Annotated in this window: 22 protein-coding genes and 6 pseudogenes; 15 read left to right on the top strand and 13 right to left on the bottom strand. The window is 70.4% G+C overall.

Going from position 1 to position 26,091, the window contains the following annotated elements; genetic code table 11:
- From IH61_RS45165 to IH61_RS0131690, 3 genes and pseudogenes are all read right to left on the bottom strand, one after another.
- Nucleotides 1–111, bottom strand: a pseudogene (locus tag IH61_RS45165) (arginine deiminase family protein); the annotation flags it as partial.
- A 404-nt stretch (nucleotides 112–515) separates the two neighbouring features.
- Nucleotides 516–812 (bottom strand): SHOCT domain-containing protein, encoded by a 297-nt coding sequence (locus IH61_RS0131695; RefSeq protein WP_031076167.1) that lies wholly within the window; start codon nucleotides 810–812, stop codon nucleotides 516–518.
- Nucleotides 813–897: 85 nt separating this feature from the next.
- Nucleotides 898–1,347 carry a DUF6325 family protein gene (locus IH61_RS0131690; RefSeq protein ID WP_234327414.1) on the bottom strand — a complete coding sequence of 150 codons (450 nt, stop codon included), beginning with the start codon at nucleotides 1,345–1,347 and terminating at the stop codon, nucleotides 898–900.
- A gap of 210 nt (nucleotides 1,348–1,557) precedes the next feature.
- Here IH61_RS0131690 and IH61_RS0131685 point away from each other — a divergent pair, with 210 nt between their 5' ends.
- From IH61_RS0131685 to IH61_RS0131670, 3 genes are all read left to right on the top strand, one after another.
- On the top strand, nucleotides 1,558–2,976 hold the full coding sequence (locus IH61_RS0131685; protein WP_031076163.1) for a DUF2252 domain-containing protein: 1,419 nt from the start codon (nucleotides 1,558–1,560) through the stop codon (nucleotides 2,974–2,976).
- A 44-nt stretch (nucleotides 2,977–3,020) separates the two neighbouring features.
- A complete protein-coding gene (locus IH61_RS0131680; RefSeq protein WP_031076161.1) occupies nucleotides 3,021–4,604 on the top strand; it encodes an MFS transporter in 1,584 nt (527 codons plus the stop codon).
- A 538-nt stretch (nucleotides 4,605–5,142) separates the two neighbouring features.
- A complete protein-coding gene (locus tag IH61_RS0131670) occupies nucleotides 5,143–5,661 on the top strand; it encodes a potassium channel family protein (RefSeq protein ID WP_234327413.1) in 519 nt (172 codons plus the stop codon).
- Between the two features lie 241 nt (nucleotides 5,662–5,902).
- On the opposite strand, the gene IH61_RS47365 is transcribed toward IH61_RS0131670, so the two are convergent.
- The 4 genes and pseudogenes from IH61_RS47365 to IH61_RS0131650 form a co-directional block, all read right to left on the bottom strand.
- Nucleotides 5,903–6,295: a YidH family protein gene (locus IH61_RS47365; protein WP_158845503.1), complete on the bottom strand. Its 393-nt coding sequence runs from the start codon at nucleotides 6,293–6,295 to the stop codon at nucleotides 5,903–5,905.
- Between the two features lie 341 nt (nucleotides 6,296–6,636).
- A pseudogene (locus tag IH61_RS49125) lies at nucleotides 6,637–7,416 on the bottom strand (sulfatase-like hydrolase/transferase); the annotation flags it as partial.
- Between the two features lie 256 nt (nucleotides 7,417–7,672).
- Nucleotides 7,673–8,980, bottom strand: coding sequence for a cation:proton antiporter (locus IH61_RS0131655; protein ID WP_051838422.1), 1,308 nt, complete (start codon nucleotides 8,978–8,980; stop codon nucleotides 7,673–7,675).
- The gene (locus tag IH61_RS0131650; RefSeq protein WP_031076151.1) at nucleotides 8,973–10,286 is read right to left on the bottom strand and encodes a hypothetical protein; all 1,314 of its coding nucleotides are present in this window, start codon (nucleotides 10,284–10,286) and stop codon (nucleotides 8,973–8,975) included. The genes IH61_RS0131655 and IH61_RS0131650 overlap by 8 nt, the downstream gene beginning before the upstream one ends.
- Before the next feature lie 451 nt (nucleotides 10,287–10,737).
- Between IH61_RS0131650 and IH61_RS0131645 the strand changes: the two genes are divergently transcribed.
- Nucleotides 10,738–11,514 (top strand): YhjD/YihY/BrkB family envelope integrity protein, encoded by a 777-nt coding sequence (locus IH61_RS0131645; RefSeq protein ID WP_107057282.1) that lies wholly within the window; start codon nucleotides 10,738–10,740, stop codon nucleotides 11,512–11,514.
- Between the two features lie 71 nt (nucleotides 11,515–11,585).
- Here the strand turns inward: IH61_RS0131645 and IH61_RS49120 are convergent.
- Both IH61_RS49120 and IH61_RS43425 read right to left on the bottom strand, forming a co-directional pair.
- Nucleotides 11,586–11,861 (bottom strand): annotated as a pseudogene (locus IH61_RS49120) (DUF7144 family membrane protein); the annotation flags it as partial.
- A gap of 65 nt (nucleotides 11,862–11,926) precedes the next feature.
- Nucleotides 11,927–12,295, bottom strand: a complete 369-nt coding sequence (locus tag IH61_RS43425; RefSeq protein WP_051838420.1) for an STAS domain-containing protein — start codon at nucleotides 12,293–12,295, stop codon at nucleotides 11,927–11,929.
- A gap of 293 nt (nucleotides 12,296–12,588) precedes the next feature.
- On the opposite strand from IH61_RS43425, the gene IH61_RS0131630 reads away from it, so the two are divergent.
- Entirely contained in the window at nucleotides 12,589–12,939 is a 351-nt protein-coding gene (locus IH61_RS0131630) for a hypothetical protein (protein ID WP_031076144.1), read from the top strand.
- A 278-nt stretch (nucleotides 12,940–13,217) separates the two neighbouring features.
- Nucleotides 13,218–13,696 (top strand): annotated as a pseudogene (locus IH61_RS0131625) (GNAT family N-acetyltransferase).
- A 206-nt stretch (nucleotides 13,697–13,902) separates the two neighbouring features.
- Here the strand turns inward: IH61_RS0131625 and IH61_RS0131615 are convergent.
- Nucleotides 13,903–15,309, bottom strand: coding sequence for an MBL fold metallo-hydrolase (locus IH61_RS0131615; protein WP_031076140.1), 1,407 nt, complete (start codon nucleotides 15,307–15,309; stop codon nucleotides 13,903–13,905).
- Between the two features lie 673 nt (nucleotides 15,310–15,982).
- Between IH61_RS0131615 and IH61_RS0131610 the strand changes: the two genes are divergently transcribed.
- Entirely contained in the window at nucleotides 15,983–16,729 is a 747-nt protein-coding gene (locus IH61_RS0131610) for a DUF5131 family protein (protein WP_031076137.1), read from the top strand.
- Here the strand turns inward: IH61_RS0131610 and tcmP are convergent.
- Entirely contained in the window at nucleotides 16,719–17,870 is a 1,152-nt protein-coding gene (gene tcmP / locus IH61_RS45160) for a three-Cys-motif partner protein TcmP (RefSeq protein WP_078911542.1), read from the bottom strand. The two genes, IH61_RS0131610 and tcmP, sit on opposite strands and share 11 nt — an antisense overlap.
- A gap of 77 nt (nucleotides 17,871–17,947) precedes the next feature.
- On the opposite strand from tcmP, the pseudogene IH61_RS0131600 reads away from it, so the two are divergent.
- The 7 genes and pseudogenes from IH61_RS0131600 to IH61_RS50420 form a co-directional block, all read left to right on the top strand.
- Nucleotides 17,948–18,571 (top strand): annotated as a pseudogene (locus IH61_RS0131600) (TraG/TraD/VirD4 family protein); the annotation flags it as partial.
- Between the two features lie 193 nt (nucleotides 18,572–18,764).
- Nucleotides 18,765–19,640, top strand: a complete 876-nt coding sequence (locus IH61_RS0131595) for a hypothetical protein (protein ID WP_031076130.1) — start codon at nucleotides 18,765–18,767, stop codon at nucleotides 19,638–19,640.
- Between the two features lie 254 nt (nucleotides 19,641–19,894).
- Entirely contained in the window at nucleotides 19,895–20,134 is a 240-nt protein-coding gene (locus IH61_RS47360; RefSeq protein WP_158845500.1) for a hypothetical protein, read from the top strand.
- 29 nt (nucleotides 20,135–20,163) lie between these two features.
- Nucleotides 20,164–20,397 (top strand): hypothetical protein, encoded by a 234-nt coding sequence (locus tag IH61_RS47960; RefSeq protein ID WP_051838419.1) that lies wholly within the window; start codon nucleotides 20,164–20,166, stop codon nucleotides 20,395–20,397.
- Complete coding sequence (locus tag IH61_RS41830; RefSeq protein ID WP_324607634.1) at nucleotides 20,397–21,212, top strand: DnaB-like helicase N-terminal domain-containing protein; 816 nt, start codon at nucleotides 20,397–20,399, stop codon at nucleotides 21,210–21,212. Before IH61_RS47960 ends, IH61_RS41830 begins: the two co-directional genes overlap by 1 nt.
- Nucleotides 21,213–21,712: 500 nt before the next feature.
- Nucleotides 21,713–22,162: pseudogene (locus IH61_RS50425) on the top strand (hypothetical protein); the annotation flags it as partial.
- Nucleotides 22,146–22,451 (top strand): DNA cytosine methyltransferase, encoded by a 306-nt coding sequence (locus IH61_RS50420; protein ID WP_420714012.1) that lies wholly within the window; start codon nucleotides 22,146–22,148, stop codon nucleotides 22,449–22,451. The pseudogene IH61_RS50425 and the gene IH61_RS50420, both read left to right, overlap by 17 nt.
- 39 nt (nucleotides 22,452–22,490) lie before the next feature.
- On the opposite strand, the gene IH61_RS0131575 is transcribed toward IH61_RS50420, so the two are convergent.
- Complete coding sequence (locus IH61_RS0131575) at nucleotides 22,491–22,709, bottom strand: hypothetical protein (RefSeq protein ID WP_031076126.1); 219 nt, start codon at nucleotides 22,707–22,709, stop codon at nucleotides 22,491–22,493.
- Nucleotides 22,710–23,160: 451 nt separating this feature from the next.
- Nucleotides 23,161–23,301 carry a hypothetical protein gene (locus tag IH61_RS47955; protein ID WP_199823417.1) on the bottom strand — a complete coding sequence of 47 codons (141 nt, stop codon included), beginning with the start codon at nucleotides 23,299–23,301 and terminating at the stop codon, nucleotides 23,161–23,163.
- 856 nt (nucleotides 23,302–24,157) lie between these two features.
- Between IH61_RS47955 and IH61_RS46405 the strand changes: the two genes are divergently transcribed.
- On the top strand, nucleotides 24,158–25,954 hold the full coding sequence (locus IH61_RS46405; protein WP_158845497.1) for a hypothetical protein: 1,797 nt from the start codon (nucleotides 24,158–24,160) through the stop codon (nucleotides 25,952–25,954).
- Nucleotides 25,955–26,091 lie beyond the last annotated feature (137 nt).

Here is a 26,091-nt window from a genome sequence, read left to right as displayed (position 1 = left end):
GCCGGCGTAGTGGTGGACGCGCACGCCGTGGTCACGCAGGACCTGGGCGAAGGCGTCGTGCTCCTCGCGGGCGCGCTTGGCCCACAGGATGTCGTCGAAGAGGAGCTCGTCGAACCCCTCGCCGACGTGACCCTGGCGTCGCCCTCCGGGCTCAGCCGGGCTCGCCCATGGCCCACATCTTCATGTAGAAGGCGCGCTCGAACCGGAGCCTGCCGGCAGACCACGACACGCAGTTCCGTCTCGTCGGCGTCCGGCCGAAGTTCCGCCGGACCCTCGCCCTTCTCCGCGTCCCCGAACTCCTGGCTGCTGCCCCGGGGCAGGTCGGGAGCCCGGCAGGTGCCGTTTCCCCCGAACCCGTCCGAACCGGAGTCCCGGCGCCCTGTCCAGGATCTGCGGTCAGGCCGTCCCGGTCCGTGAAGGCACGGTCGGCCCGGCTCCCCGGACCCGTCCGGGGAGCCGGGCCGCCGGTCCCAGAACGGCCCCGCCATGACGCGGTCGGTCGGGCACGGGCCCGGTCAGGAGTCGAGTATCCGCTGCTTCTGGTCCTCGAACTCGGCGTCGGACAGGATGCCCTGCTCCTTCAGCGCGGCGAGGTCCTTGAGCTGGGCGAGCTTGTCCTCCATGGAGGCGGCCGGTGCGGGTCGCGGCATCGGTGCGGGGGGCTGCGGCGGGGGCGGCGCGTAGGCGGCCTGTTGGGCAGCCTCCTGTTGAGCCCACCGACCGGCCTGCCGCCGGGAGACGCGGTTGGACACGGCCGTGGCCGTTCCCGAGATCACTGCGGTGCGGGCGACGCCTCGAAGCAGACCTGCCATGGGTCTCGGCCTCCGATCTGTGACGTGCACGGTGGATGGGATGGGTGGCCCGGGCCGATCGGACCGATCGCTGCCCGGCCACCGCTCAGGCTCGGGCCTCCGCCGCTTCGAGGGCGTCGATGACGTCGTTGAGCGGGATGCGTCCGCTGGCGACCACCCTGGCGCCGTTGCGGCGCAGGGCGCTCGCGAACGGTGCGGCCCACAGGTTCTCGTAGACAAGGACCCCGGCGGAGCAGCCCGGTTCGAGGGCCGAACCGGCCTCATTGATGTCGTCGTCGCCGAGGAGGCCGGAGGAGGCCCCCTTGAACACGTCGAGATCGAGCCGGCCGTCCCGGTCGATGTCGGAGATGTCGACACCGACCACCGAACCGTCCGCCTGTCTGGTGATGAACAGGAGATCGAGGATGCGGATGATGCCTCTGTCCACCAGATCGATCAGCAACGGCAGGCCCTCGCCTCTCATACCCACTTGAGGGAACTCGACGACCAGGTAGTCGACGGGGCCCATCTCGGAGACGTCGATGTCGTCGCTCACGGTGTCCTCCTTCTCGGGGACGGGTCGTCATGCCTTCGCCCCCGCTTGCCTGCCCCTTCTCCGATTGTCGGTCGGGTCACCCGCCACGGCCCGGCGAGGGGTTCACCTGGCGGCGCGGGATGCGCCCGCCCATGACACGGCCGAGTATGGAGAGGTGGGAACACTCCTTTCGGGTGATGCGCGAGGAGGCCCGGGATGATGGACGGACCGATGCCGAGCGGCGGGACAGAGCACCTCCGGGCGCGTCTGTCGGCGCGTGAACGCGCCGACCTGGGCCGTACGGCCCGGGCGAAGTCGCCACGGTCCGCACACGGCGACTTCGCGCCGGGCCGGGACCGCCCCGATCCCATCGACCTCATCGAGGCACAGTCCGCCTCACGGGTCCAGGAGCTGGTACCGGTGCGCTACGGCCGGATGTCGGAATCACCCTTCCGCTTCTACCGGGGTGCTGCGGCGATCATGGCGGCCGACCTCTCCGGCACGCCAACCTCGGGGCTTCGGGCCCAGCTCTGCGGTGACGCACACCTGCTGAACTTCCGTCTGCTCGCCTCTCCCGAGCGGCAACTGCTGTTCGACATCAACGACTTCGACGAAACGCTGCCGGGGCCGTGGGAGTGGGACGTGAAGCGTCTGGCGGCGAGCCTCGTCATCGCCGGACGCGAGAACGGCTTCGCCGACGAGGAGGGCGAGGCAGCGGTCCGGTCATGCGTGCGGTCCTACCGGGAGGCTATGCGCGCCTTCGCCGGGATGGGCCATCTCGACGTCTGGTACGCGAAGGCCGACGCGTACCAGGTGCAGGCGGCCGTCTCGGGCCGACTGCGCCGGGGCACCCGGAAACGACTCTCCGCCAATCTGGCCAAGGCCCGTACCCGCAACAGCCTGCAAGCCTTCGACAAGCTCACCCGCGAGGTGGACGGAGAGCGACGCATCGCCCCCGATCCCCCGCTGATCACGCCCGCCTCGGACCTCCTCCCGGATCGCGAGCGCCTCGCGCTGGAGGAGGAGATCCACCGTCTGATCGAGGGCTACGGCCGGAGCTTGTCCGCGGACCGGCGCAGGCTGCTCCGGCAGTTCAGCCTCGTAGACACGGCCCGCAAGGTCGTCGGGGTCGGCAGCGTGGGCACCCGCTGCTGGATCGTGCTGCTGCTGGGCAGGGACGACCGGGATCCGCTGTTCCTCCAGGCGAAAGAGGCCCAGAAGTCCGTGCTGGCCGCCCACGCGGGGCGCAGCGAGTTCGCCTCCGAGGGAGAGCGGGTCGTGACCGGGCAGCGCTTGATGCAGGCGGCCAGCGACATCTTCCTCGGCTGGCAGCACGTCGAGGGGGTCGACGGTCGCGAACGGGATTTCTACGTCCGCCAGTTGCGTGACTGGAAGGGGATCGCGCAGCCCAGCCTGATGTCGCCGGACGAGTTGGACGAGTTCGGCCGGCTGTGCGGTTGGACCCTGGCACGCGCCCACGCCCGGTCGGGGGACCGGATCGCGATCGCCGCCTACCTGGGCCGGGGCGACGTCTTCGACCGGGCCCTGGCCCACTTCGCGGTCGCCTACGCCGACCAGAACGAACGCGACCACCGGGCACTGCTCGACGCGGTCGCCGCCGGACGGGTCACCGCTCGTTCCGACGTCTGACGCGAACGCCCACGCCGCCTCGACGAACCCACGGAGCAGGACTGATGGAGCACTGGAGAGCCCTCGCCGTCCTCGGCGCCGCCCAGTTCCTCATGGTGCTGGACACGGCCGTGATGAACGTGTCGATCAGCCAGCTGGTCAAGGACTTCCACACCGAGGTCACCGCGATCCAGGCCGTCATCACCCTCTACGCACTCGTCATGGCGGCCTTCATGATCACCGGCGGGAAGATCGGCGACAAGCTGGGACGCCGTCGGGCCTTCGGGATCGGGCTCACCGTGTACGGAGTGGGGTCGGTGGTGACAGCGAGCGCCCCCGTGCTGTGGGTGCTGGCCCTGGGCTGGTCGGTAATCGAGGGACTCGGGGCCGCCATGGTCCTGCCCGCACTGGCCGCCCTCGTCGCCGGCTCCTACCAGGGCCGCGACCGCGCCGTCGCGTACGGTGTCATCGGTGGGCTGTCCGGCGTCGGCATCGCGGTCGGACCGCTCCTCGGCGGCTGGGTCACCACGTACCTCACCTGGCGCCTGGTCTTCGCCGGCGAGGCCGTCGTGGTCGTGATCATCCTCCTGCTGCTGCGCTGGATCGACGCGTCCCCGGCCACCGGTGACCGGGTGCGCCTTGACGCCGTGGGCTCGGCGCTGTCCGCCGCCGGCCTCGCCCTGGTCGTCCTCGGCGTGCTGCAGAGCAGTTCCTGGGGGCTCGTCCACCCGCGCAAGTCCCCCTTCACGGTCTTCGGGTTCTCCGCGACCCTGTTCGTCATCGCCGCCGGGGCGGTGCTCCTGGGGCTGTTCACGGCCTGGGAGCGGCGCAAGGAGGCACGCGGCGGGGACCCGCTGGTCCGCCTCGGACTCCTCCGCCTCCCGACCCTGCGTTCCGGCCTCGCCATGCTGCTCACCCAGAGCACCATCCTGCTCGGCCTCTTCTTCGTCGTCCCGCTCTATCTCCAGGTCGTCCAAGGGTTCAACGCCTTCCAGACGGGGGTGCGGCTGCTCCCGGTCTCCATCACGATGCTGCTCGCGGCCCTGGGCGGGTCCGCGCTGACCCGCGTCGCCTCACCCCGGAGGCTGGTTCGCGTCGGGCTGGTGGTGATGCTGGTAGCGATCGTCTGGCTGCTCGCAGGCATCAAGCCGAAGGTCGACAACCTGTCGTTCGCCCTGGCGATGGGGGTCCTCGGCCTGGGGATGGGGCTGCTCGCGTCCCAGCTCGGCAACGTGGTGCAGTCCAGCGTCGGCGAGTCCGAGCGGAGTGAGGCCGGCGGCCTGCAGAACACCGCCCAGCAGTTGGGGTCGTCCCTCGGCACCGCACTGATCGGCGCGATCCTGATCAGCGCCCTCGCCGGAGCCTTCAACAAGCAGATCGCGGGGAATCCCCAGATCTCGGACGCCGTGCGGCAGCAGGTGGGCATCGCAGTCGAGGCAGGTGTGCAGTTCGTCCCCACGGCGCAGGTCCAGACGGGGCTGGCCAACGCCGCGGTGCCACCGGACCAGGCCCAGCAGCTCCTGAACGCGTACTCGGCGGCCCAACTGGACGGTCTCAAGATCGCGATCCTCACCACCGGGGGCATCACCCTCGCGGGGTTCGCCTTCACCCGTCACCTCCCCGCCCAGCGCCTGGTGACGAAGACCTGACCTCAACCCCGGAGCCCGATCCGGACGCAGCGCCGGAGACCGCGCGCTGCGAGTCCCGCCCCGGCGCGGTGTCACCCCCGGCGCCGACTGCGGCGTCCGAGACCAACAGCGGCAACGGGACCAACGCCGAGAGCGCGGTCGTGGCCGGTGCCATCGACCGGTCGAAGCCGACGATCCGCTGGAAACGGCCGACGACGCGCAGCGCGAACGCCGGACGCAGCCAGAACGTCAACATTCGCCGCAGACGTGCGCGGCCCGCCGGCCCGCCGCGTCGGCTCACGGGATCCGGGGACGTCGTGTCGTGCGGATGTGGGCAGCCCCGCATGCCCTCCGGTTTCTTCGGCGGCTGATCTGCCCCACCATCGGGAGGAGGACGTATGACCGCGCCGGTCGCGGTCAAAGTCGCGCGAGCGTGCCGTCCGAAGACTACGGTCGGCACAGCGAGCGCAGTCGGAGTTCTCCGGAGGCCGCCCCGATGCAGCACAAGCCAGAGCCCAGGCGCTGGGCACCTCGGGCCTGGGCGCGCCATGAAGCGGGTGTGCTGACGCTGGTGCGGAGCCTCCTCACGGCGGCCGGGATGGTGTCCGCCTACTACCTCCTGCCGATGGACCAACCCTTCACGGCGCGCACTCTGCTCGCGCTGATCGCGGGCCTGCTGGCCGTCACGGGGCTCCTGGCCTGGCAGATCCGCATGATCACACGGTCCCCGCACCCGCGGTTGCAAGCCGTGGAGACACTCGCCACCACGCTCCCCCTCTTTCTCCTGCTCTTCTCCGCGACGTACTACCTGATGGCCCGCGACACTCCGACCAGTTTCAGTGAACCGCTCTCCCGGACGGGCTCGCTGTACTTCACCGTCACCGTGTTCAGCACGGTCGGATTCGGCGACATCGTTCCGCAGACGGAGACCGCACGGCTGCTGGCCATCGGCCAGATCGTCGCCGATCTGCTGGTCCTCGGAGTGGTGGCGCGGCTTCTGGTGGGGGCCGTGCAGGAGGGCGTCCAGCAGCATCAGCCACTCACGGACCCGCCGGAGGGCGGCCCACCGACCGGATGACGACCGCGAACCCCGAGGCCGGCGCGCAGCCAGTCCTCGGGGGTGTCGTGCGCGGTGGCGAGGACGGCGATGCGGGGCTCGGCCTCGAAGGTGGCGGGGCCCCGCATGACCACACCGTCGTGGAGGTGGTCCCGTCGTCACTCTCCGCACGCCGGCCGCCCGCCCAGGCGCTCGACGACGAGGACCGCCGTGGTCCCGCTCCGCCGAACAGGTGCTCGTCCGCTCAGGTGTACCGGCCCCGTCAGCGGCCACCCGGGGACACGGCGATCACCGCGCTGACCACTCCCGTGAGCACGAGGAAGGCGGCGGTCAGAACAGCCTGCACCGGCACGTGCCCGAGGGGAAGTCCCCTCCGCATGCGCTGCTGGCGGATCCGCCACTGGGCGTAGCCCAGCACGGTGGTGGTGAGCGAGAGCGCGGCCAGCAGGCAGGACAGTGCCAGCCGCAGCGCCTCCGGCACGCCGGTGACCAGCTGAAGGACCGCCAGTGAGCTCGCCAGCAGTGCCAGGGCCGTTCGGCTCCACGCCAGGAAGGTCCGTTCGTTGGCCAGTGTCGCGCGGTAGTCGGGTTCCTGCCCCTGCGCCCACCAGGCTCCGGTCCTCCTGTCGTCGAGTCCGTTCGACTCTTCGGCCACTGGTACCTCCGCCTTCGTCCGAGCGCCCTGTCCGCCGCCGCCAGTCTGGAGTGCGGCCCGCCTGTCGCGCGCTTGCCGCGCCGCCCGGGACGGCCGAAGGTGCTGGTCACTGCACCTGGCAAGTTGCACCTGACGACGCGAGAGGACGGGGACACTGGTGGATACCCCGCCGATCGGACCGTTCGCCCCCCCAGGGCGCGGCCGGGCACCTGGTACGGCCCCTGCGCCGTTTGCGCGCAAGCGGCGCCCAGGTACTGGCGCTGGCTGCCGGTACCGGTCTGGGGGTGGGGCTTCCCGGGGAACCGGGTGGCGGTCGCCGCCCGGTCCAGCCCGGCGAACTCCAGGAGGGTGGGCGCGAGGTCGACGGCGGAGGCGAGCGCCGCAGTGCGGCCTCCGCCGGCCACGTCGGGGTGGCAGAGCAGGAACTCGTCGTAGACCAGGTTCCCCTTCTGGCGCAGGCCGTGGCTACCAGCCACCTCGCCGTGGTCCGAGGTGAAGACGACCACGGTCCGGTCGGCCTGGCCGGATGCCTCCAACGCGTCGAGGACGAGTTCGATGCTGCGGTCGACGTCCCGAATGGCGTTCAGGTAGAAGTTGAGGCCGTCGTACCAGTGCTGGTCGTCGGCGACGGGCCCGAACACGGTGTCGAGCATCCGGGCGTACTCGCCCACCGCCGGTGCCGCGCCGGACAGGTCGTCCCTCAGGCTGGCGGGAAGGTCGAACTCCCAGCGGCGTTGGTAGAGCGGGACGTCGGCGGCCGCGCGCGCCACCACGGCGTGCGCCAGCCCGAAGGGCAACTGCACCTGGGGGGAACCCCCGTAGTCGAAGCTCATGACGTCGTGCGGGTTGACGAAGTTGACGGCCATGAACCAGGGCTGGTCGGGCGCCACGACCGGCGCCCGGTTGCGCAGCCATTTCACGGCCTGGCCGGCGATCACCGGATCGATCTTGAGCCCGGCCCAGGCGCCGCCGTCGATGTCACCCCAGTCGTTGAACTCGCTGAACCCGTAGGGTTCCAGGGCGTCGGTGGTCGGTCCGGGGTTCTGCGGGGTGATGTACGCGTTGGAGAGGTGCCACTTCCCCTGGTAGGTGCAGTAGTAGCCGGCCTGGCGCAGCATCGTGCCGAGGGTGCCCCGCTCAACGCGGGATCGCGGCCCGCTCCTCGGCGGTGACGATCAGCAGGATGTTCGGACGACGGGTCATGGCCACTTGCTCTGTGCGCGCGGAACGATGCGGTTCGTCGAATCTAGGTCAGGTCCTCGAAAGCACATCGCCAGGACGTGGCCGACCGGGGCCGACCGGGGCCGACCGGGGCCGACCGGGGCCGACCGGGCTGACCGGGGCTGACCGGGTGAGGTATGACACCGGACGGCGGACTCACTCCCCCGGTGCGTCGGTCGAGTCGACCCATCGGTGCCGGATCGCGGGCGGCCTGCGAGCGCTCTCCCGCAGTCCCGGGTCACGCTCGGCGGCGCGCTCGTACCAGCGGCCGTAGCGGTCCGAGAGCACCACCGCGGACACCCCGTGCAGGATCACGCTGAGGCCGACGGTGACCGCGACCACCCGGCCGATCAGTTCCACCCCCGGGACGTGCTGCTCCGCGACCAGCAGCCCGAGCACGACCGAGGCCAGACCGCGCGGCCCGAACCACCCGACGTAGGCCACGGTGGGCGCCTTCAGCCCGGTTCCGGCGAGGGAGAGGGCGACCGGGACCATTCTGACCACGGTGAGACTGAGCAGGGCGTAGCCGACGATGCGCCAGCTGAGGTGCTCCAGTGCGGGGCCGAGCAGCACGGCGCCGAAGACCAGCAGGCTGAACAGGGCCAGCAGGTTGCCCAGGTCCTCGGCGAGGTGGGCGGTGTCATCACGGTCCGGCACCGCCGGCCCGCTGCCGCGCATCGCGTACGCGAAGGCGAACCCGGCCACCCAGGCCGCGATGAAACCGCTTCCGTGGGTGACCGCGGCCAAGCCGTAGGACGCCGCGGCCACCGCGAGGACGAGGATCTGACGCCATTCCCTGGTGATCCAGCCGCGTTCGCGCGACCACTGCAACAGCCGGCCGCCACCACCCCCGACCGCCAGGCCGAGGACGGTGCTGAGCAGCAGCGCCCTCCAGAAGGTCCCGCCGGCCCCCTCCTCGGCGTACGGGGTGCCGGGGATGGCCGCCAGGAAGAGTACGAAGAACGGCAGCACCATGCCGTCGTTGAGCCCGCTCTCCACGTTCAGTGCCTGGCGCACCAGCGCAGGCACCCGGGGGTTGGCAATCGCGCTGCTGCCGAGCGCCGCGTCGGTAGGGGCGAGGACAGCGCCCACCAACGCCAGCTCCCACCCGGTGAGCCCGGGCAGCACCGGCCAGGCCAGCAGCCAGCCCAGCGCGATGCTGGGCACCAGGCCGATGCCGAGCAGTCGGCCCGGTAAGGCGGCGCCGGTGCGCAGGTCCCCGGGACGCACGGCCATGGCGTCGGTGAACAGCACCAGGGTCAGGGCGGCTTCCAGGAGGGCGAGCAACGGTCCGCGGTCGTGTTGCAGGCTGATCAGGTCAAGGCCGACCGGCCCCAGCAGGATGCCGGCCCCGACGAACACGATAGCCGCGGACACCGGTGTGCTCGCCAGCCGTTGCGAGCCGAGCGCGTAGGCGGCGGTGACACCGGCCACCGCCACCCCTGCCCACCCGACGTCACTCACCGGTCCCGCGCCTTTCGCCCACCCGTCCGGACGCGGCGAGCAGCGCCAGGACGGCAATCACCGCGAGGAGCACCAGGACGAGGAGCAGTACGGTCAGCACGGTCGGGTGGTTCCACAGGGCGAACGCCAGGGCCAGGACCAGCACGGCCGCGAGGACGACCCAGCGGCGGTGGGCCTCGGTCCAGGTGCCGGCCCGTCCGGTGCGCACGCCGTGGGCGTCGCCCCAGCGGGCCGCGGAGTCCGCAGCGGCGTCCGCTCGGCCGCGGACGGCACGGGGGAACCGTCCCGCCCCGGACAGGTACGCGCCGAGTGCCACCACCACGCCGAGCACGATCGCGGTGCGCAGGCTGATCCGCAGGAAGTGGAGCAGCCTGTCGAAGATCGCCGCAGCCGCAGCCGGGGACTGCACGGCCGGGGGCAGGTGGTCGAGGTAGTAGTGCCGGGCGATCACCAAGGCGATGGCCACCACCAGGCAGGCGCCGGCCGCACCGAGGGCGGTGGTCACCAGGGCCCGGCGCTTGCGCCGCGCCAGGAGGACGCCGATCGCGCCGAGCAGCACGGTGAGGACGGGCATCCAGTTGCCGACCACGTCGAGCGCGTGCGCGGCGCCGCGGATCTTGGCCAGCTTGTCGGACTGGAAGAGCACCATCTGCTTGTTCACGTCCGGGATCTTCGCGGCCGGGGACACCCCCGCGGCCACCAGCTCGTCCTTCAGCCGGTCGACGGCCGTCCCGACGTCGAGGGTGACCGTGCCGTCGGTGACGCCGACCGCGCCCCGGCCGTGCCCGGTGAGGGCGTGGACCACGGCCGCGTGGCCGGAGCGGTTGGCCTGCGTCCACACCGTCGAGAACGCGTCGCTGTGCACGACCTGTGTCGCAGCCTTGGTGACCACCTGGTTTACGGCGTCGTCCAGTTTCGGCCCGAGTGCCTTGACGGCGGAGGCGGCCCTGGGGGGCAGGCCCTGCGACTGCAGCCAGGCGGCCAGGTCGGAGGCGACCGCTGGGCCGTCCACCTTCACGTCCACCGCTCGGGTGAGCCGGTTGACCGCGGCGTCCTGGACGGCGGGGTCGGTCGCCAGCGGAGCGACCGTGGCGACGTACCGGTCGGTGTCCAGCGCGATGTCGTGCACCCAGACGGTGAGCAGCGAGACCGGCACCAGGATGCAGGTCAGCGTGATCAGCACGGCCGAGACCGTGCTCATGACGATCCGCCCGGCCATGGCGGGGCGCCCGGCACCGGAGGGCGAGCCGCCGTTGCCCGCCTCGCCCGCCCCCCGTGCGGACGGAGGCCCTGGCGGCTCGTTCATCGGATCTCCCAGCTCTCCGCGCGGCCGTGGCACCGCTGACCACCATTGCCCCGTAGAGCCCGGCCACCGGCACCCCGGGATGGTCCGTCCGGAGGGGGTACGGCCGTATGACTGCGCGCTCCCCGGAGAGACCTCGGCCGGGGTGCGCGGCTGGGACCGGTCCGCCTCTGCCAGGTGAAACCCTGGCGCCGTTTCGCCGAACGGCGGGCCGCCCGGCATGCGGAACGCCATCGCGCTGCCCAGTCTTGGACGGAACCCGCAGTGCCGTCGCCCACGACGGACCGCAGCAGCGGCCGGTGGTGCCGACGGCGATCGGAGGGATTGCGCAGTGGCGGAACAGCGTGATCAGCCCGGGCGCGCTCGCTGGATCCGTGCCAGATCCGCCTGGTTGCGGGGGCGGACGGCCACGCTGCGCGATGCCCCGTTCCCACGCCGACTCGCGGCGCAGCTGATGCACATCAACGTCCTGGACACCGCCACCCGTCTTGCGGCGCAGGCGTTCCTGACCGCCATCCCGGTGCTGTTCGTGCTGGCCGCCCTGATGCCGCAGGAGGTGCGCAGCAGCGTCTCGGACTCCCTGCGCACTGTCCTGGGGCTCCGGGGTTCCTCGCTCGACGAGGTTGAACGGGTGCTCCAGACCAGGCAGACCACCAGCGCCGATGCCTTCGGCGCCGTCGGCATCGTGGTGACCCTGCTCTCGGCCACGAGTTGCAGCCGTATCCTGCAGCGTCTGTGCGAACGGAGCTGGCACCTGCCCCACCTGGCAGGGCGTCTGGCGGCATGGCGATGGCTCGCCTGGCTGCTGGTGTGGCTCGCCGCTCTCACCGTCCAGGGGCGGGTACGGGCCGGATTCGGGGTGGGCGACGGCCTCGGGGTGGTCCTCTACCTGATCACGGCGACTCTGCTCTGGTGGTGGACGCAGCACCTGCTGCTCGGGGGCCGGGTCCCCTGGCTCCCCCTGCTTCCGGGGGCCGTGCTGACCAGTGCCGCGCTGACGGCGCTCGCCTCGGGATCGCGGCTCTACATCCCCCGCTCGCTGAACCGCAGCGTGACGCAGTTCGGTCCGCTCGGTATGGTCTTCACCCTGCTCAGCTGGCTCATCGTGATGTTCACGGCCCTCACGCTCGGGATCGGCGGCGGATACGTGGTCGCGAGCCAGGGCCGACTCGCCCGGCTCCTGGGCACTCCGAATCCGGCCCCGGCGAACGAGGCGGCGGACAAGGAATGACGGTCCCCGCGCGGCCGCGGTCGCGCGGGGATTCCGGAACAGTCGTCGTCCGTGGCCGTCATGCCTCGGGCCCAGGCGGCGCCGCTGAACAGCGCCACGCCCGCCAGGAGGACGACGATGCCGAGGATCAGATGGATCCATCCCCATCCTGTGGTGTTCATCGAGTACACGTAGTACCGGGTGACGACTACCAAACTGTCCTTGGCGATGCCGGCGATCCCCTGGAAGATCGCCATGATGCCGCCGGCGGTCAGCATGATCGCCGCGAAGACCGTCCACCCCGTCGCAAAGGGGCGCGGTTCGGGGACGCGGGTGGTGCGGGGCGCTTCGGTGGCGCTGCTGGTCATGACACGGACTCCTTCGGTGGCGGCCGCCCGGCCCGAAACGGGGGCGGGAGAAGGGAAAAGCCGGTTCAGAGGGGCTCCGGGGATCGGACGGCCGCCGGGCTCCGGACCGGCGCCGGTGGAACAGGCAGGAGATCGGTGACCCGGAGCAGGGCAAGGACGCGCTGGAACCCCGGCCGGGCACCGATGAGACGGAACTCCGCGTGGTGGACGCGGCAGACTCGGCGGGCCCGGAGGAGGGCTCGCACGCCGGCGGCGTCGCAGAAGGTGAGGGCCGCGACATCGAGGTCCAGCCGATGCGGGCGAGCCGCGAGGGCCCGGGCGACGGCCTCGCCCACGAGCGGCGTCGTCGCGATGTCGAGCTCGCCTTCCAGCGACACCGACGCGCTGTCCCGGCACATCCTGGCCCTCGTGCGGAGTAGGTCGTCGTCTCTCATCACGATCGCCCCGGAAGCTCGGCTGGTGGAAGGACCTCCGAACGGAGGCCCTACATCCACCGTAGGACCGGGCCCGTCCACCGGTGGTGGGCCGACCGGACCGCGTCAATGGTCCGAACGGCCTTTACCCGTGGAGAAGTTGACTCCACTCGGGAGCGTCACCGTCACACACGGTCCCACGGCCGTCCGACCCGCGATGTAGGGGCCGAACGGCCCATGGCGCCCCGGCCGTCTTCTGTGAACGTCGGAAGGGAGGGATCGTCCCACCGCACTCACCGAGGGAGACGAGACCAATGCCCGGCATCCACCACCGGATATCACGTCTCACCGTCGCGCCCGGCTCCCCCGAGCTCGGACGTGTCGACTGGCTCGTCCTCGGTTCCTCGGCGCTCGTCGCCGGCGCGGTCGCGCACGCGCTGTCGGGCGTCGTCGCGATCACCAAGGACATGGTGCGCCCCGCTCCGCATCGTGCGTCCGTGTCGGACCGCGCCGCCCCCGCCGCCGGCCCCGACGTCAACGAGCGGGATGGCTGGATCCTCATCAGCAGCCTCTTCGTCATCGCCGGCGCGATGGCGCACACCGTCGCGCGCGCCGTCGAGAGCACCAGGGCGGTCGTGCACCCGACCGGCCCACAGCCGCGCTGATGACGCCCGCGACGCCCGGAGCGTGCACCCGATCGGCCGCCCCGGGCGCCCGGCTCGGCCGATACGCGGCGACACTGACCGAGTGGAACCGATGACCACCGACTCCGTCGCAGCGGGGCGGCAGGCCCGCAAGCGACGCCTTCGAACGGGCCGTCGCCGACTTCGCGCTCGCGTACACCGATCAGACCCGCTCCGACCACGCCGCACTCACCGCCGCGATCGCTGAGGGCCGGATCACCGCACGAGCCGGGGTATGAACGGGCCACGCCACCACGAGGATCGACCTCTACGCGGACGTCCGAGCGCCGTTGCTCCACCTTCCCCACTACGCCGTCACCACGTCCGCCGAGCGCCTCGACCGCCACGGCGGCGAGCCCGGCTTGGAAGCCGTCGTCGGCTACGACGGGGACGAGCCGATCGGCTACGCCTACGGCAACACCATCCGTTCCGGCGACCGCTGGTGGACCCGGATGTCCAAGCCGATGGCGCCCGACCTCACCGCCCACCCGGTCTTCGCTCTCAAGGAGCTGGGAGTCCGCACACCCTGGCGCGGCACGGGCGCCGCCCGCCGCGTCCACGAGTGGGGCTTGCGGGCAACCGACCCGAGGAACGAATCACCCTGATGGTGAATCCCGCCGCCGGTGACGGCAAAGTGCTCGCGCTGTACGAGTCCTGGGGCTACTCGGCCGTCAACGAGGTCCAACCGAGCCCGGACGCACCGCCGCTCGTGGCGATGATCCGGACGTGCCTGGTCTGAGCGTGGCACCCGAGCACGGCAAGCGCGCTCACCTGTACCGCACCACCACAGACGCACCCGAGGAGCCCGCTGCCGTCGCTACTCGGGTTGGACGGTGAGACGGAAGCCGGTGACGAGTCACTCCGAGGCTGGGGTGGTGTCCTGGGAGCCATGTGGCGGGGCACTGCCTTCGGGAGCGCCCGAGGCCCGGGCGGAGGGTACTGAGGTCAGAGCCCGATGGTGTGGGTGTGGGTGTGCCAGGCGGCGTAGCCGCCGAGGAGGTCGGAGACGTCGGGGTGGCCGTGGTGGCGCAGGAGGCTGGCGGCGATGGAGGAGCGGTGGCCGCCGGCGCAGTGGACGACCAGGGGGCGGTCGGTGGGGATCTCGCCCTGGCGGGCTGGGAGTTCGGCCAGGGGGATGTGGAGGGATCCTTCGACGGAGCCCGCTTCGCGTTCTCCGCAGGTGCGGACGTCCAGGACGGTCGGGGGCTGGTCGGTGGTGAGGGCGGTGCGGAGCTGGTCGGCGGTGAGGCGGCTGGCGGGGGTGAGGTGGTCGGCGAGGGCGGGCAGGGCGCCCGCGGGGTTGCGCAGGTAGCCGGCGATGCGGTCGAAGCCGATGCGGGCGAGGCGGGTGACGACCTCGTCCTCGCGGTCCTGCGGCGCGATGATCGCGAGGGTGCTGTCGGGGCTGAGGACGGTGCCGGCCTGTTCGGCGAAGCGGCCGTCGAGGGGGACGTTGACGGCGCCGCGGACGTGTCCGGCGCCGAACTCCTCGGGGCTGCGGGCATCCAGCACGACGGCGCCTGCCGCGCGGGCTTCCTTGAAGCCTTCGGGGCACAGCGGTCGGGTGGGGCTGGTGCGGTCGAGCGGCGGGTGGTCCTGCCGGTTGAGGGCCGCGTCGTGGCCGAAGTAGGCGGGGGCGGCGGACTGGCCGGCGGTGACGATGCGGACGAAGGTGTCCTGGTCCATGGGCTGGCAGGCGTAGTTGGTCCGGCGCTGCTGGCCGATCGTGGACCGCTTCTCGGTGGAGAGGTTCTTGCCGCAGGCGGATCCGGCGCCGTGGGCGGGGAAGACGAGGGTCTCGTCGGGCAGGGCCATCAGCTTGCGGTGGACGCTGTCGTAGAGCATGACGCCGAGTTCCTCGGCGGTGACGCCCGTGGAGGCGAGCAGGTCGGGGCGGCCGACGTCGCCGATGAACAGCGCGTCGCCGGTGAGGACCCCGTACGGGACGGCGTCCTCGGACTGCTCGTAGACCAGGACGCTGATCGACTCGGGGGTGTGGCCGGGAGTCTCCATGATCTGGAGGGTGACGTCGCCGAGTTCGATCCTCTCGCCGTCCGCGAGCTTACGGATCGGGTACTCCGTCTCGGCGCGGCGCCCGTAACCGATCCACGCGCCGGTGCGGGCGGCGAGTTCGAGGTGGCCGGCGAGGAAGTCCGCGTGGAAGTGCGTGTTGATGACGGCCTCGACGGTGAAGCCGTGCGCCTCGGCCTCGGCGACGTACTCGTCCACGTCCCGTCGCGGGTCGACGACGACGGCGCGGCCGGTGCGTTCGTCGGCGATCAGGTAGGACGCCTGGGAGAGGCAGTCGAGGTAGAACTGGGCGGAGTATGTCGGCCGATCCGGTGAGCGCATACTACAGACCTGGGAGCTTCGGGAGAAGCCTGGAAGGCACCGGCGTCCCGCTGTGCTGACACGCGAGCACCACCCACGCAGGCAATGATTCGATGCCATGCCCTGACCTGCAGGAATGTCCGCTGCGCTGTCGTGCCGGGAGCTCTTCGAGGGGTTGGGGTGGTCAGCCGAGGCCGCTGGGACCGGCCCACAGGAAGTCCGACTGGCGGCCCTCCGGTTGAACAAGACCGGGAGCGCATGAGTCTCATGTTTGAGCGCGTGAGACAGCGTCTGCACGTACTCATGCTGACCTCATGCTGACCTGACCCGGCAGGTCCTCGCGGCCTGCCGTCGCTCGCAAGGTCTTGATCGATTAGATCCCGGACGATGCGGCGCGATGTGTCGTTACGCACCGCCCGCACCCGTCAGGGGTGCGCTACGAGAGGCGCGCGGAGGGAACGGGCTTCTCCTGGCTGACGGCTGGCACACGCCCTCTGTGGGCGCGCCGAGCTTCCGGCACATGGCCCAGCTTGGCCGCGCTGCCCTCCGGTGGTGCGCGCACACCGTGAGCGACGGCGCCATGACCTGCCGGGTTCGACAGAGCTCCGGTTCACGGAGGAGGGTGGACCCGGCCGGGCCACGGGAGGCCGTGCGGCCGCACACCCGTGGTGCACAACGGAGATCGGGAGCGACAGTGGGCGAGCGCAGCAACATCGAGTGGACGGAGGCGACGTGGAACCCCACCACAGGATGTGATCGTGTATCGGCCGGATGTGACAACTGCTACGCGCTCGCGCTCGCCAAGCGGTTGAAGGCGATGGGTGCGGCGAAGTACCAGAATGACGGCGATCCGCGAACGTCAGGGCCGGGCTTCGACCTCACTGTTCATCCGGATACGCTCCGACTCCCGTACAAGTGGCGCAGCCCGCGGACGGTCTTCGTCAACTCCATGTCCGACCTGTTCCATGCCCGTGTCCCGCTCGACTTCGTCCGCCAGGTGTTCGACGTGATGGCGGACACGCCGCAGCACACCTACCAGGTGCTCACCAAGCGCTCCCGTCGGCTGCGTCGGATGGCGGACCGGCTGGAGTGGCCGCCCAACGTGTGGATGGGTGTGTCGGTGGAGAGTGTGGACGAGATCGACCGGATCGACGATCTCCGTGCTGTTTCCGCTGCGGTCCGGTTTCTGTCCTGCGAACCGCTGTTGGGCCCGCTGGACGGATTGCAACTGGACGGTATCCACTGGGTGATCGCCGGCGGCGAGTCCGGACCGAATCACCGTCCCATGGACACGGCCTGGGTACAGGACGTGCGTGACGCCTGTCTCCGGGACGAGGTGGCGTTCTTCTTCAAGCAGTGGGGCGGGCGCACGCCCAAGGCCGGCGGGCGGCTGCTCGACGGACGGACCTGGGATCAACTCCCGTTGCCCGTCACTGCCTGAGCGGAGGCCGTACCTCCAGGTTCTTGATCCGCGACCCCTTGCCGTCAGTGGGCGTGGCGCCGACGGCGTGCAGGTGCTGCACGGCCTTGCGGACCACGTTCTCCGGCACTTGGCCGTAGTAGTCGCCGAACACCTGCACTGTGTGGTCGACCAGCCTGAACGGTCGTCCCCGCCGCAGCAGCCTCCCGATGTTCTCGGCGATGACCGGCACGGCCTGTCGGTACACCTTCTCGGGATCGGGCCGCTGCAAGCTCGCCAGTGCGAAGAGGGCGTCGTCGGCGGTTTCCTCCTGCACGACGAGCTCCTGCCACCAGGTGTCCCGCGCACGGGCGTGCGCGTCGCCGAACACCCACAGGCCGTGGTTGCTGCGAGTGCCGAACACCAGGTTGTAGACCGCTTTCTGGCCCGGCCCCTTGGTGACTGGGACGGACACCATGCGCATCCCGGTCCTCCGCCCGAGGCGTCGGCTGTACTCGGCGGCCACCCGTTCGTCCGCGTCCCGGGTGTAGCCGTCAGCGAAGTGCTTCCGCCACCAGCTCCCACCGCAGACCGCGTCGAGGCGCTCGTTCGTCCGCTCGTTCCCCTTCGCTGACTGCGAGTTCCCGCCGATCCGGCGCACCGCCATCATGCTGAAGTTCAGCAGCAGTTCGGTCGGCGGCCAGGCGCCAGTGGATCGGCGGCCCGCGAGAACGTCGACAAGCCGCTCGAACGGCAGCGCCAGGCCGCACGGGTCGAGAAACAGGAACAGCGGCTTGCCCTCGGCAGCCAGCAGCACCTCATCCATCTGGCCGAGAACGTCGCCGTGGAACGCGCGGGCGTCCACCCCCTGAGCGCGGTACTCGCCCACCAGCGCTTCGAGATGGGTGAACGACTCCGCGGACTTCTCCGCGAAGAAGCACGTCCACCACACCGCGCCCTTCTTCTGATGATCGGCCGCAACCTTCAGGACCCGATCGGCTGAACCGGGCTCCCCGTTGAGATAACGCCCCTCCCCCGCGTACCCGTCCAGGTAGACGACCTGGCCACCCGGCGAACCGGTCATGCCGCCGAACTTGGGAATGTAGCGGCTCAGCAGGTCGTGCTTGAACCGGCTGGGCAACGCCGGCGCCGACCAGTACTCCCCCGAGGTGCCCTTCGACATCCATCCCCTCCCGGCCCGACACGCGCACGAGTCACCGACCGTTACAGGGTGGGGCGAACGACGGCACGGCGTAAAGAGCCAGCGCGATCATCGCCGCTGCGGCGGATGCGGTGATGCGCGCCGCCGTCATCGTCGCCGAGCGCTCCGGTGGACGGCTCGACCCGCCCGCGCTCTGCGTGCTGGATGAGGCCGCCAACGTCTGCAAGATCAGCGATTTGCCGGACCTCTACTCCCACCTCGGCAGCCGGGGCGTCATCCCGATCACCATCCTGCAGTCCTACCGCCAGGGCCAGCGCTGCTGGGGAGAGGCCGGCATGGACGCCCTGTGGAGCGCGGCCACCGTCAAGATCGTCGGGTCGGGTATCGACGACGCCGACTTCGCGGACAAGCTGTCGCGGCAGATCGGCGAGCACGATGTGCAGACCGTCTCCGTCTCCGACTCCGGCAGCGGCAAGTCGACTTCGGTGTCGATGCGCACCGAGCGCGTCCTGCCGCCCGACGAGATCCGCGCCCTGCCCAAGGGCAGGATCCTGCTCTTCGCGACCGGCATGCGCGTGGCGATGCTCGACCTCAAGCCCTGGTACAAGGAGCGCTCCGCCAAGACCATCGGCCCGGCCTCCGCCCTCGCCACCAAGGCCATCACCGAACGCGCCCTCGCCAAGGGCAGCGCCGGTCGCGACGACTTCACCCTCTCGGCCTGACCCGCCCCACCCGGCGGCGCCGACCCAGGAGTCCGCCCTTCTTCGGCCGGCGCCGCCTTCCAGTCGCTACCCCTCCTCCGATTCACCGGGTGTGCCACGCCCACCCGCCCACGCCAAGGACACCGCTTTGACCACAACGACCGTTCCCGCCCTGCGAGTTCTGTCCCTCGGCGCTGGAGTACAGAGCAGCGTGCTGCTGCTCCTGGCCGCCGAAGGCCACCTGCCGCGCCTCGATGCCGCGATCTTCGCCGACACCGGCTGGGAGCCGCGCGCCGTCTACGAGCACCTCAACCGCATCGAGCGGGAGATCGCCGAGCCCGTCGGCATCCCGATCCTGCGGGTCTCCTCCGGCAACATCAGGGCGGATGCCCTCGACCCGACGAAGCGCTTCGCGTCGATGCCACTGCACATCCTCAACCCCCAAGGAACCGAAGGACTTTCACGACGCCAGTGCACGGGTCAGTACAAAATCCGGCCCATCAAGGAGAAGGTCCGCGCCCTGCTCGGCCACCCGCGCCCACAGCGGGTGCCGGCCGGGGTGTTCGTCGAGCAGTGGATCGGCATCAGCACCGACGAGTTCCACCGGGCCAAGGACGCCGACGTCGCCTACATGAAGAATCGTTTCCCCCTGATCGAGGAGGGGTTCTCCCGCGCGGACTGCCTGCGGCTGCTGCGCTCGCGCGGCTTCGAGTCCACCCCGAAGAGCAGCTGCCTGGGTTGCCCGTTCCACGGCAATGCCCAGTGGCGGGCCCTTCGCGACGGCTCACCGAAGGAGTGGGAGGACGTCGTCGCGTTCGACCGCACCATCCGCAATGGCAACGCGCGGGCGACCGCGGAAGGCACCCCGCTGCTGGGGCAGGCGTATCTGCACCGCAGCCGCCGTCCCTTGGACGAGGCGCCGATCGACCGGGTCACCGCGCACGAGTGGGCGGGCCGTCAGACCGATGTCTTCGACGCGCTCGCGGACGCCGAACTGGAGGCTGGCGACGCGGACGGCTGCTCGCCGTGGGCCTGCCGCGCCGGCCAGCCGGTCAGCATCGGCCGTGACTCCTTCGGGCTGGCGGCGTGACCCGCCGGAACGCCACCGTCGCCGGACGCTTGGGGTCGGGCAGCCCAGCCGACGTGCCCGATCCATCGTTCGCCGGGCCCGGCTGGCAGCGGCCGCGCAGGAGCACGTGGGTCTACCAGGAAGTTCCGGGGGCTGCCCGTGTGGAGGCAGCCCTGCTGGAGGACGGGAACTGATTCCTGCACCTGTGGTCAGCGCAGTCCCGGCTGCTCGCCGAAGGTTCGGTCCCGGCCGACGAGGTCGCTTCCCTCGCCCCGGTGCTCACTGCCAACGCAGCCAGGTGGACGCCACCCTCCGGACTTGAGTCCTCCCGGCGCCGCTTCACCGCGACCGCCGAGGCCGTGCGCGCCCACGGTCACCCCGGGGCGGACCAGGCCCGGGTCCGGGCCGCCACCGTCTCCTCGCCCTCCCGCGCGCTGGGTCCGGACGCGCCACCGCCAGTCCCGGCCGATGCCGTCGCGGTGCCCGTCCCGGCAATCGCCCACCGCAGCCGCTGAACCACCGATCGACTCCCAGGAAGGTCCTCATGTCCGACGCCAACTCGCCTGCCGCCCAGCACCGTCCGGCCCCGCTGACCGGGGCGCCGGTCGTCCGCCGGGGCAGCCAGTGGTGGCTGATCACCGGCACCGGTTCGATCCTGGCCACCGACCCAACGTTCGGCGGTGAGCTGGACCGCTTCGCCGCCGCGAAGGCCGCCGCCGACCTCGCGGTGGCCAAGCTCCGCGCCGACCGCGGCACCCGCAGCCGCCGGAGCCAGTGATGGACCCGCTGCTCACCGGCGAGCAGGCCGTCCTCGGAGCGGTCCTGCTCGACCCCCGCCAGCTCGGCGGCCTCGACTGGCTGGAGCCACGCGACTTCTACCGGCCCGGCCACCAGGCGCTGTTCGCCGCGCTGCGCAAGCTCCGCGCCGAGGACCACCCGGCCCTCAGTACGGAGGGCGCGGTGCCGGTGGCGTGGCTGACCGACACCCTCGCCGAGGCCGGCCAGCAGGTGCGCGGGCTCACCGCCTCCTACCTCCACACCCTCGTCGCCGCCTGCCCGCGCCCCGCCCACGCGCCGCTCTACGGGCGGATGGTGCTGGAGGGGTCGATCCACCGCACCGTCGCCGAGCACGCCAACCGCCTGCTCGCCGTCGCCCGGGAGGACGCCGGGCAGCACGAGGTCCACGGCACCGCTGCCCAGGCCGACGTACTCGCGGGCGTCCTGGACGGCCTCGCCAAGCGCTGGGGAACCCGCCCCCGGGCCAGCGCCCCGAGGACACCTCCCCTCCTTGTCGCCGGACAGCCGACCGCGGCAGCACAGGCGGAAGACGAGCAGTTCCTGCTCTCCCTGCTCGTCCACCAGAACGGCGCGATCGGCGAGGTCTTCGACTGGCTGCGCCCCCAGGACTTCGCCGTTCCCGGCCACGGCCACCTCTACCGCTGCCTCGGTGCGCTCCACCACCGGGGCGAGCCGATCGACCCGGTCACCACGCTGTGGGAGGTCCAGCGGCGCGGCCTGCTCACCGAAGGCACGCTCACCGAGGAACAGCTTGAGCCGGTGCTGCGCGATGGCGCGGCGGGGTCGGCCGAGTGACTGGGCGAGCAGCTCCTGCGCTCCTCCCTCACCCGCGCCGCCGTCGGCGCCGCACAGCAGATCGCCGCCCATGCCGACGACCGGCGCCTCGCCCCCGGGCAGCTGATCGGCCACGCGCTGCACGCCCTCGGCCCTCTGGAGGAGGTGCGGGCCCGCTGGCGCACCGCCACCTCGCCTCCCGTACCGCAGCCCCTGCCTGTCGACGACCAAGGCGCCCGCGTAAAGGCCGCCCGTGCTCGCAGCCCCGCGCAGCCAGCCGCACGACCGGGGCCGGAGCCCAGTCCATCAGCGCCTTCGCACCCTGGGGGAGTTCGCCTCCCCGCCATCCGCCAGCATCTTCGGAGTTCCTCGTGACCACCGCCACAGCCGCCGCCCTCACCGCACACGCCAACACCCTGCGGGACCAGGCAGACAGGCTTCCCGACGTAGCACCCACCGAGCTGCCGGACGCCGTTGCGCTCGGCCGCCAGGTCGCCCACCTCGGCTCCCTGATCAACGAAATGGGCACCGAGTTCGCCTTCCTCTCCACCCTGCCCTCCGCGCCGGAGCACACCGTCCGGGCCGCAGAGGCGTACACCAGCGCGATCAACCACGTCAGCCGCGCATCCGCCCAGCTCAGCGAGGCCGCTGGCCAGATTGCCCTGATCGCCAGGACCGACGAGGACCAGCATCTGCCGTGGGCGCGGAATCTGCGTGCGAAGGCCCCGGCGGTGACGCCGACCCACACTGCCACCAGCCCCGGGCCGCTGGTCGGCAGCCTGTGCAGCGGGTACGGCGGCCTCGACCTCGGGGTCCTGGCCGTACTCGGACGCTCCGTCGCCTGGCACACCGAGACCGAACCCGGCCCGTCCGCGATCCTGTCCCGCCACTGGCCCGGCGTGCCGAACCTGGGCGACATCACGACGGTCAACTGCGCCAACGTTCCGCGGGTGTGTGTCCTCACGGCGGGCTTCCCCTGTCAAAGACGTCTCGGTCGCCGGCCGCCGCGCCGGGCTCAACCCCGAAGCCCGATCCGGTCTCTGGCTGCACGTGGCCCGCGCCGTCGAGGCCCTGCGCCCGCACCTCCTGGTGGTCGAGAATGTACGAGGACTCCTCACCTCCCCCGCCGTCGCCGCCTCCGCTGGCGAGGTGGAACGCTGCCAGTGGTGCCTGGGAGACGACCCAACCCAGAAACCGACGAGTTCCGACAATCCTGCAGGTAAAAAGGACGGAACCCGCTGCTCTCTGCCTGTGATGTAGCAAGAGTCCAGCGGGTTCGCTCGTCCAACGATGGAGCTGTCAGACCAGGATGGGGCGGCCATGCAGGTACAAGGCCGCGATGGCCAGCACCGCGAGGACGGCAGCCAAGGCTCCGATGGCAACGCAAATGATCACGTTGACGGGGGACTTCATGTCCAACGTTGTGATACGGCTAATCATCAGCTGAAGAATGCGGAAGCCCGCCTCCCCCATGATCGCGATGATTAGCGCGCCCCAAACTGTGGCGGGGTTCAACATCGTATATTCCTCCGCATCCCCCACCACGACCCGGAGAGCCGGAAGCGCACAGGGCAAGCTGCTGCTGGCCATCGACTGTGGCAATGGGGGACACTGTGACGAGCGCCGAAGCTTTGACCCTGGAAAGTGAGAGCTCGACGCCAATGGGAGGCCGGGGGATCTTCATCCCCCGGCCTTCTGGCATCTGAAAGATATGCCTTGCACTCACAGACCCCCACCGAGAGGTGGGTGACCCAAATCACCCTTCCCAAAGGGCGCCGCATCATGGGATTCTCCACACTGGAATCGTGAATTACTCTAAGTAATCGCCTGACTGGCCATTGACCTGCCATCTTCTCTGAGCGTGAGCAAAGAGGGTGGCTTTTCGGGATTCACAGTTGACCATTGCTCACTAAATCTTTCCAAGCGGAGCCTGTGCGTCGACCCCGTTCGTGTCGACTGGCGACCAGGCTCATGCCTGGATGGGATCGACCTTCTTGTCCGGGTGGGCGGCGGCGACGTACTTCGCGACGGTCGCGCTGCAGATGCCGAAGACGCGCATCAGGCGGACCGGGTGGGCGGTCTCCCGGGCCTCGTCATAGATCGAAGCCACCACAGCCTTGGCTCAGCCCGGGTGTGCAGGTCATGGTGCGATGGGGTCTGGGCGGGGTGAGCGGCGCGAAGGTAGTGCATCGCGGTAGCAGATGCTCGTATGCCAATTGCCATGAACGCCGGAGCGAGCCCAGCGACGTCCCAAGCCCAGCAGTACTCCGCCAGAGTGCCCTGGTACAGGTCGCGCTCGTCCTCCAGCGACGACGTCTCCGCAGCTCGCCGTTGCAAGGTGACTACATCCGCCAGGCCGGGCTCTCCCCGCCCAGCCTGACCTTCCTGACCGGTACCGCTGGCAAGCAGCGAGAACCGGCGACTCCCGGAATCCACCACAAGCATGCAAGTTAGGCTGTTTCTCCAGGAATCTGCTAGCAAGTGCCGAAGCCTCGCACGAACGAGTGGACCCAGTCCACAAGCCGCTGACCAGGCCAGAATCCGTGCAACGTCCAAACACCCTCGACCTGGAACCCATCGGAACTCCAGTTGCCTGATCTGCGGGCACTTGGCGCCGTACTCGGCGCCCTGGCCTTCCCTGTCAAGTCAGCGTGTCGAAGGTTGGCTTGCTGACGCGATTCGCCACGGATACCAGGACAGGTGCTGGCTTATAGAGTCACGGCATGTCACTGGTGAGCGCTGCAAGCGAGTTGATCCGACTGTGTGGGAGGGCTGGGCTCAAGGACGGCCAACGGGCACTGCTGGAAGCTGTCCTGGCGGCTAGCGATCCTGGAGCAGTACTGACCCGACACGTCAGCAGCGAGCCGACTGGGGTTGCCGCGACTGCCCGGGTGCACTCTGCCTTAGAGTCGCGGGCACGGCCGGGGCGGGCGACCCTGCAGCCCTTTGCGAAACTCGCGTTTGACTTGGTCGAGGCCGCGCTCAAAGAACTGAACGTGGTCCGTCTGCACGTATCAGCGGGCCGACTCGACGAAGCAGTCGGCGTGCTGGATTCGATCAAGGCAGGCGGTACGACGGGACTGAGCACTGCCGAGGACTGCCGGGCGAAGGCCGCGCTTGTGGACGCCAGGAGGGCCGACGTGCGCGCCGCCGTCGTGGACGGATTCGCGGAGGCATGGCGGGGATCTGTAGCGGAGGACACCAGACAACGGCTCGCACTCGAGATGGCTGCCCTGTGTGTCATGGAAGGCCGTCAGCATTACTTACTCAGCGATGAGGTACGCATCGCGCTGCGCCGGGGAAGCCTCGAAGCCGACCAACTGTTGAGGGTGCTGCTCCCTACGGAGCGGGAATTTCGCGTTGCCGTTGTCGTCGAGGGCACCTCCCGACTGGAATCGCTGGGCGGGCTCATGGACCCGGACTGCGCGGCAATGGGGGTTTCACCCGGCGAACCCGTGGCCGGGTGGGGCCGAGGTGCGTCCGACCTCAAGGACCTTGCCGACATGGCCAAGAAGGCTGCCGAGGCGCGCCGTGAATGGTCTCGGGACCAAGCAGGCGGCCAGGTGCTCCTGACCTTTAGCGTCCGTGCCCGTGACCTGGGCGGCGCCGCGCTGCTGGGCCGGCGACGGGCCTCAGAATCGCTCGATCAGTATGTGGCGGGCCAGCGGACTTCGGAGATCCGGCTACGTCCGGAGACGCTCGCTTACGACCCAGGTTCGGACCGGACACTGCGGCTTGCCGTACCTGCCTTGGGGATGCGCCCAATGCGTCCACTGACTACTGACTGGCCACCCGCACTGCGCGAAAGTCTGCGCACCGCCCACATCGCCCGGGTGATCGAGGCGCCCACCACGGCCGCCGGGTTGTGCTGGGCCGCATTGGAGGCGCTGGATGTGAAAACGCAGAAAGGCCCCGATCAGAAGACGGGCATAGAGAAGTTGGCGCGAGCCCTGAGCCTCCAAGCCGCCCGCCAGCAGGTCATCGACCTGCACCAGCGCACGCGTACCGCGGTGGCGGCCGAAGTGGCGGCCGCGCAGGCAGCACACCGCGACGCGCAGGCCATGGCCGACGGGTTGGAGGCTGCTATCCAGAGGGCCACGGGCGATCACGCGGCAACCGTGGCGCGGAAGGCGACGGCGGCGCGGGCTGTCGAACTCGATCGACGAGCCGCACTCGAGGAGGCGATGCAAGCCGAAGCACACTGCGTGGCCCTGGACGCCTGGACCGGGGTCGGTGACGACGGGGTGCTACGCAAGCCGGACCGTTGGCTGGACGCGTTCGCGCCACCCGCCGACGCGGACTCGGTGCTTTACACGGCCGCCGAAGCTCTGGCTGCCCTTACCGACTTCCTCAGCGGGGAGACCGCGGCTCGACTGCGTTACTGGCGTGCCATGTTGGCCGCACCCACCTCTCTTTCCACATGGATCGAGGAGACCGCGAATCGGTTCAACAAGAGCCTCGATTGGCTGTACGTGATACGGAACACTGCGTTGCATGACGGCCGGTTCGAATCCGCGACCGACCTCCTGGACGTTCACGCCGGGCGTGCTCTGGTGGACCTGACTCTGGAGTTCCTGGGCAACTGGTACCAGCACGAGGCCAAGGCAGCCCCGGAACAAGTCGCTCTGCCAGCGATCAAGGTCATCGAACACCTGGCCATCCGCCAGGAGGAGGTGCTCAAGAAGCTGCGCGGCGGTACCCGGGAGGGATGGCACGTGGCCAGGCTGACGAGCCCCACCTCCACTGGGTGGGATCGGGGCTGACAGGAAATTTCGGCGTTGGCATGAAGGAGAAAGTCCTCCGCCCCGCCACCGGATCTGCGATCCGGTGGCGGGGCGGAGTAGGGGAGCGTCCTGCCAATTGAACGAGTTCGCCACGAGGGCGGTGGGGACTTGAACCC

The organism is Streptomyces sp. NRRL WC-3742 (assembly GCF_000720635.1).
GTDB lineage: Bacteria > Actinomycetota > Actinomycetes > Streptomycetales > Streptomycetaceae > Kitasatospora.
This window is presented reverse-complemented; position numbering and strand designations above follow the sequence as displayed.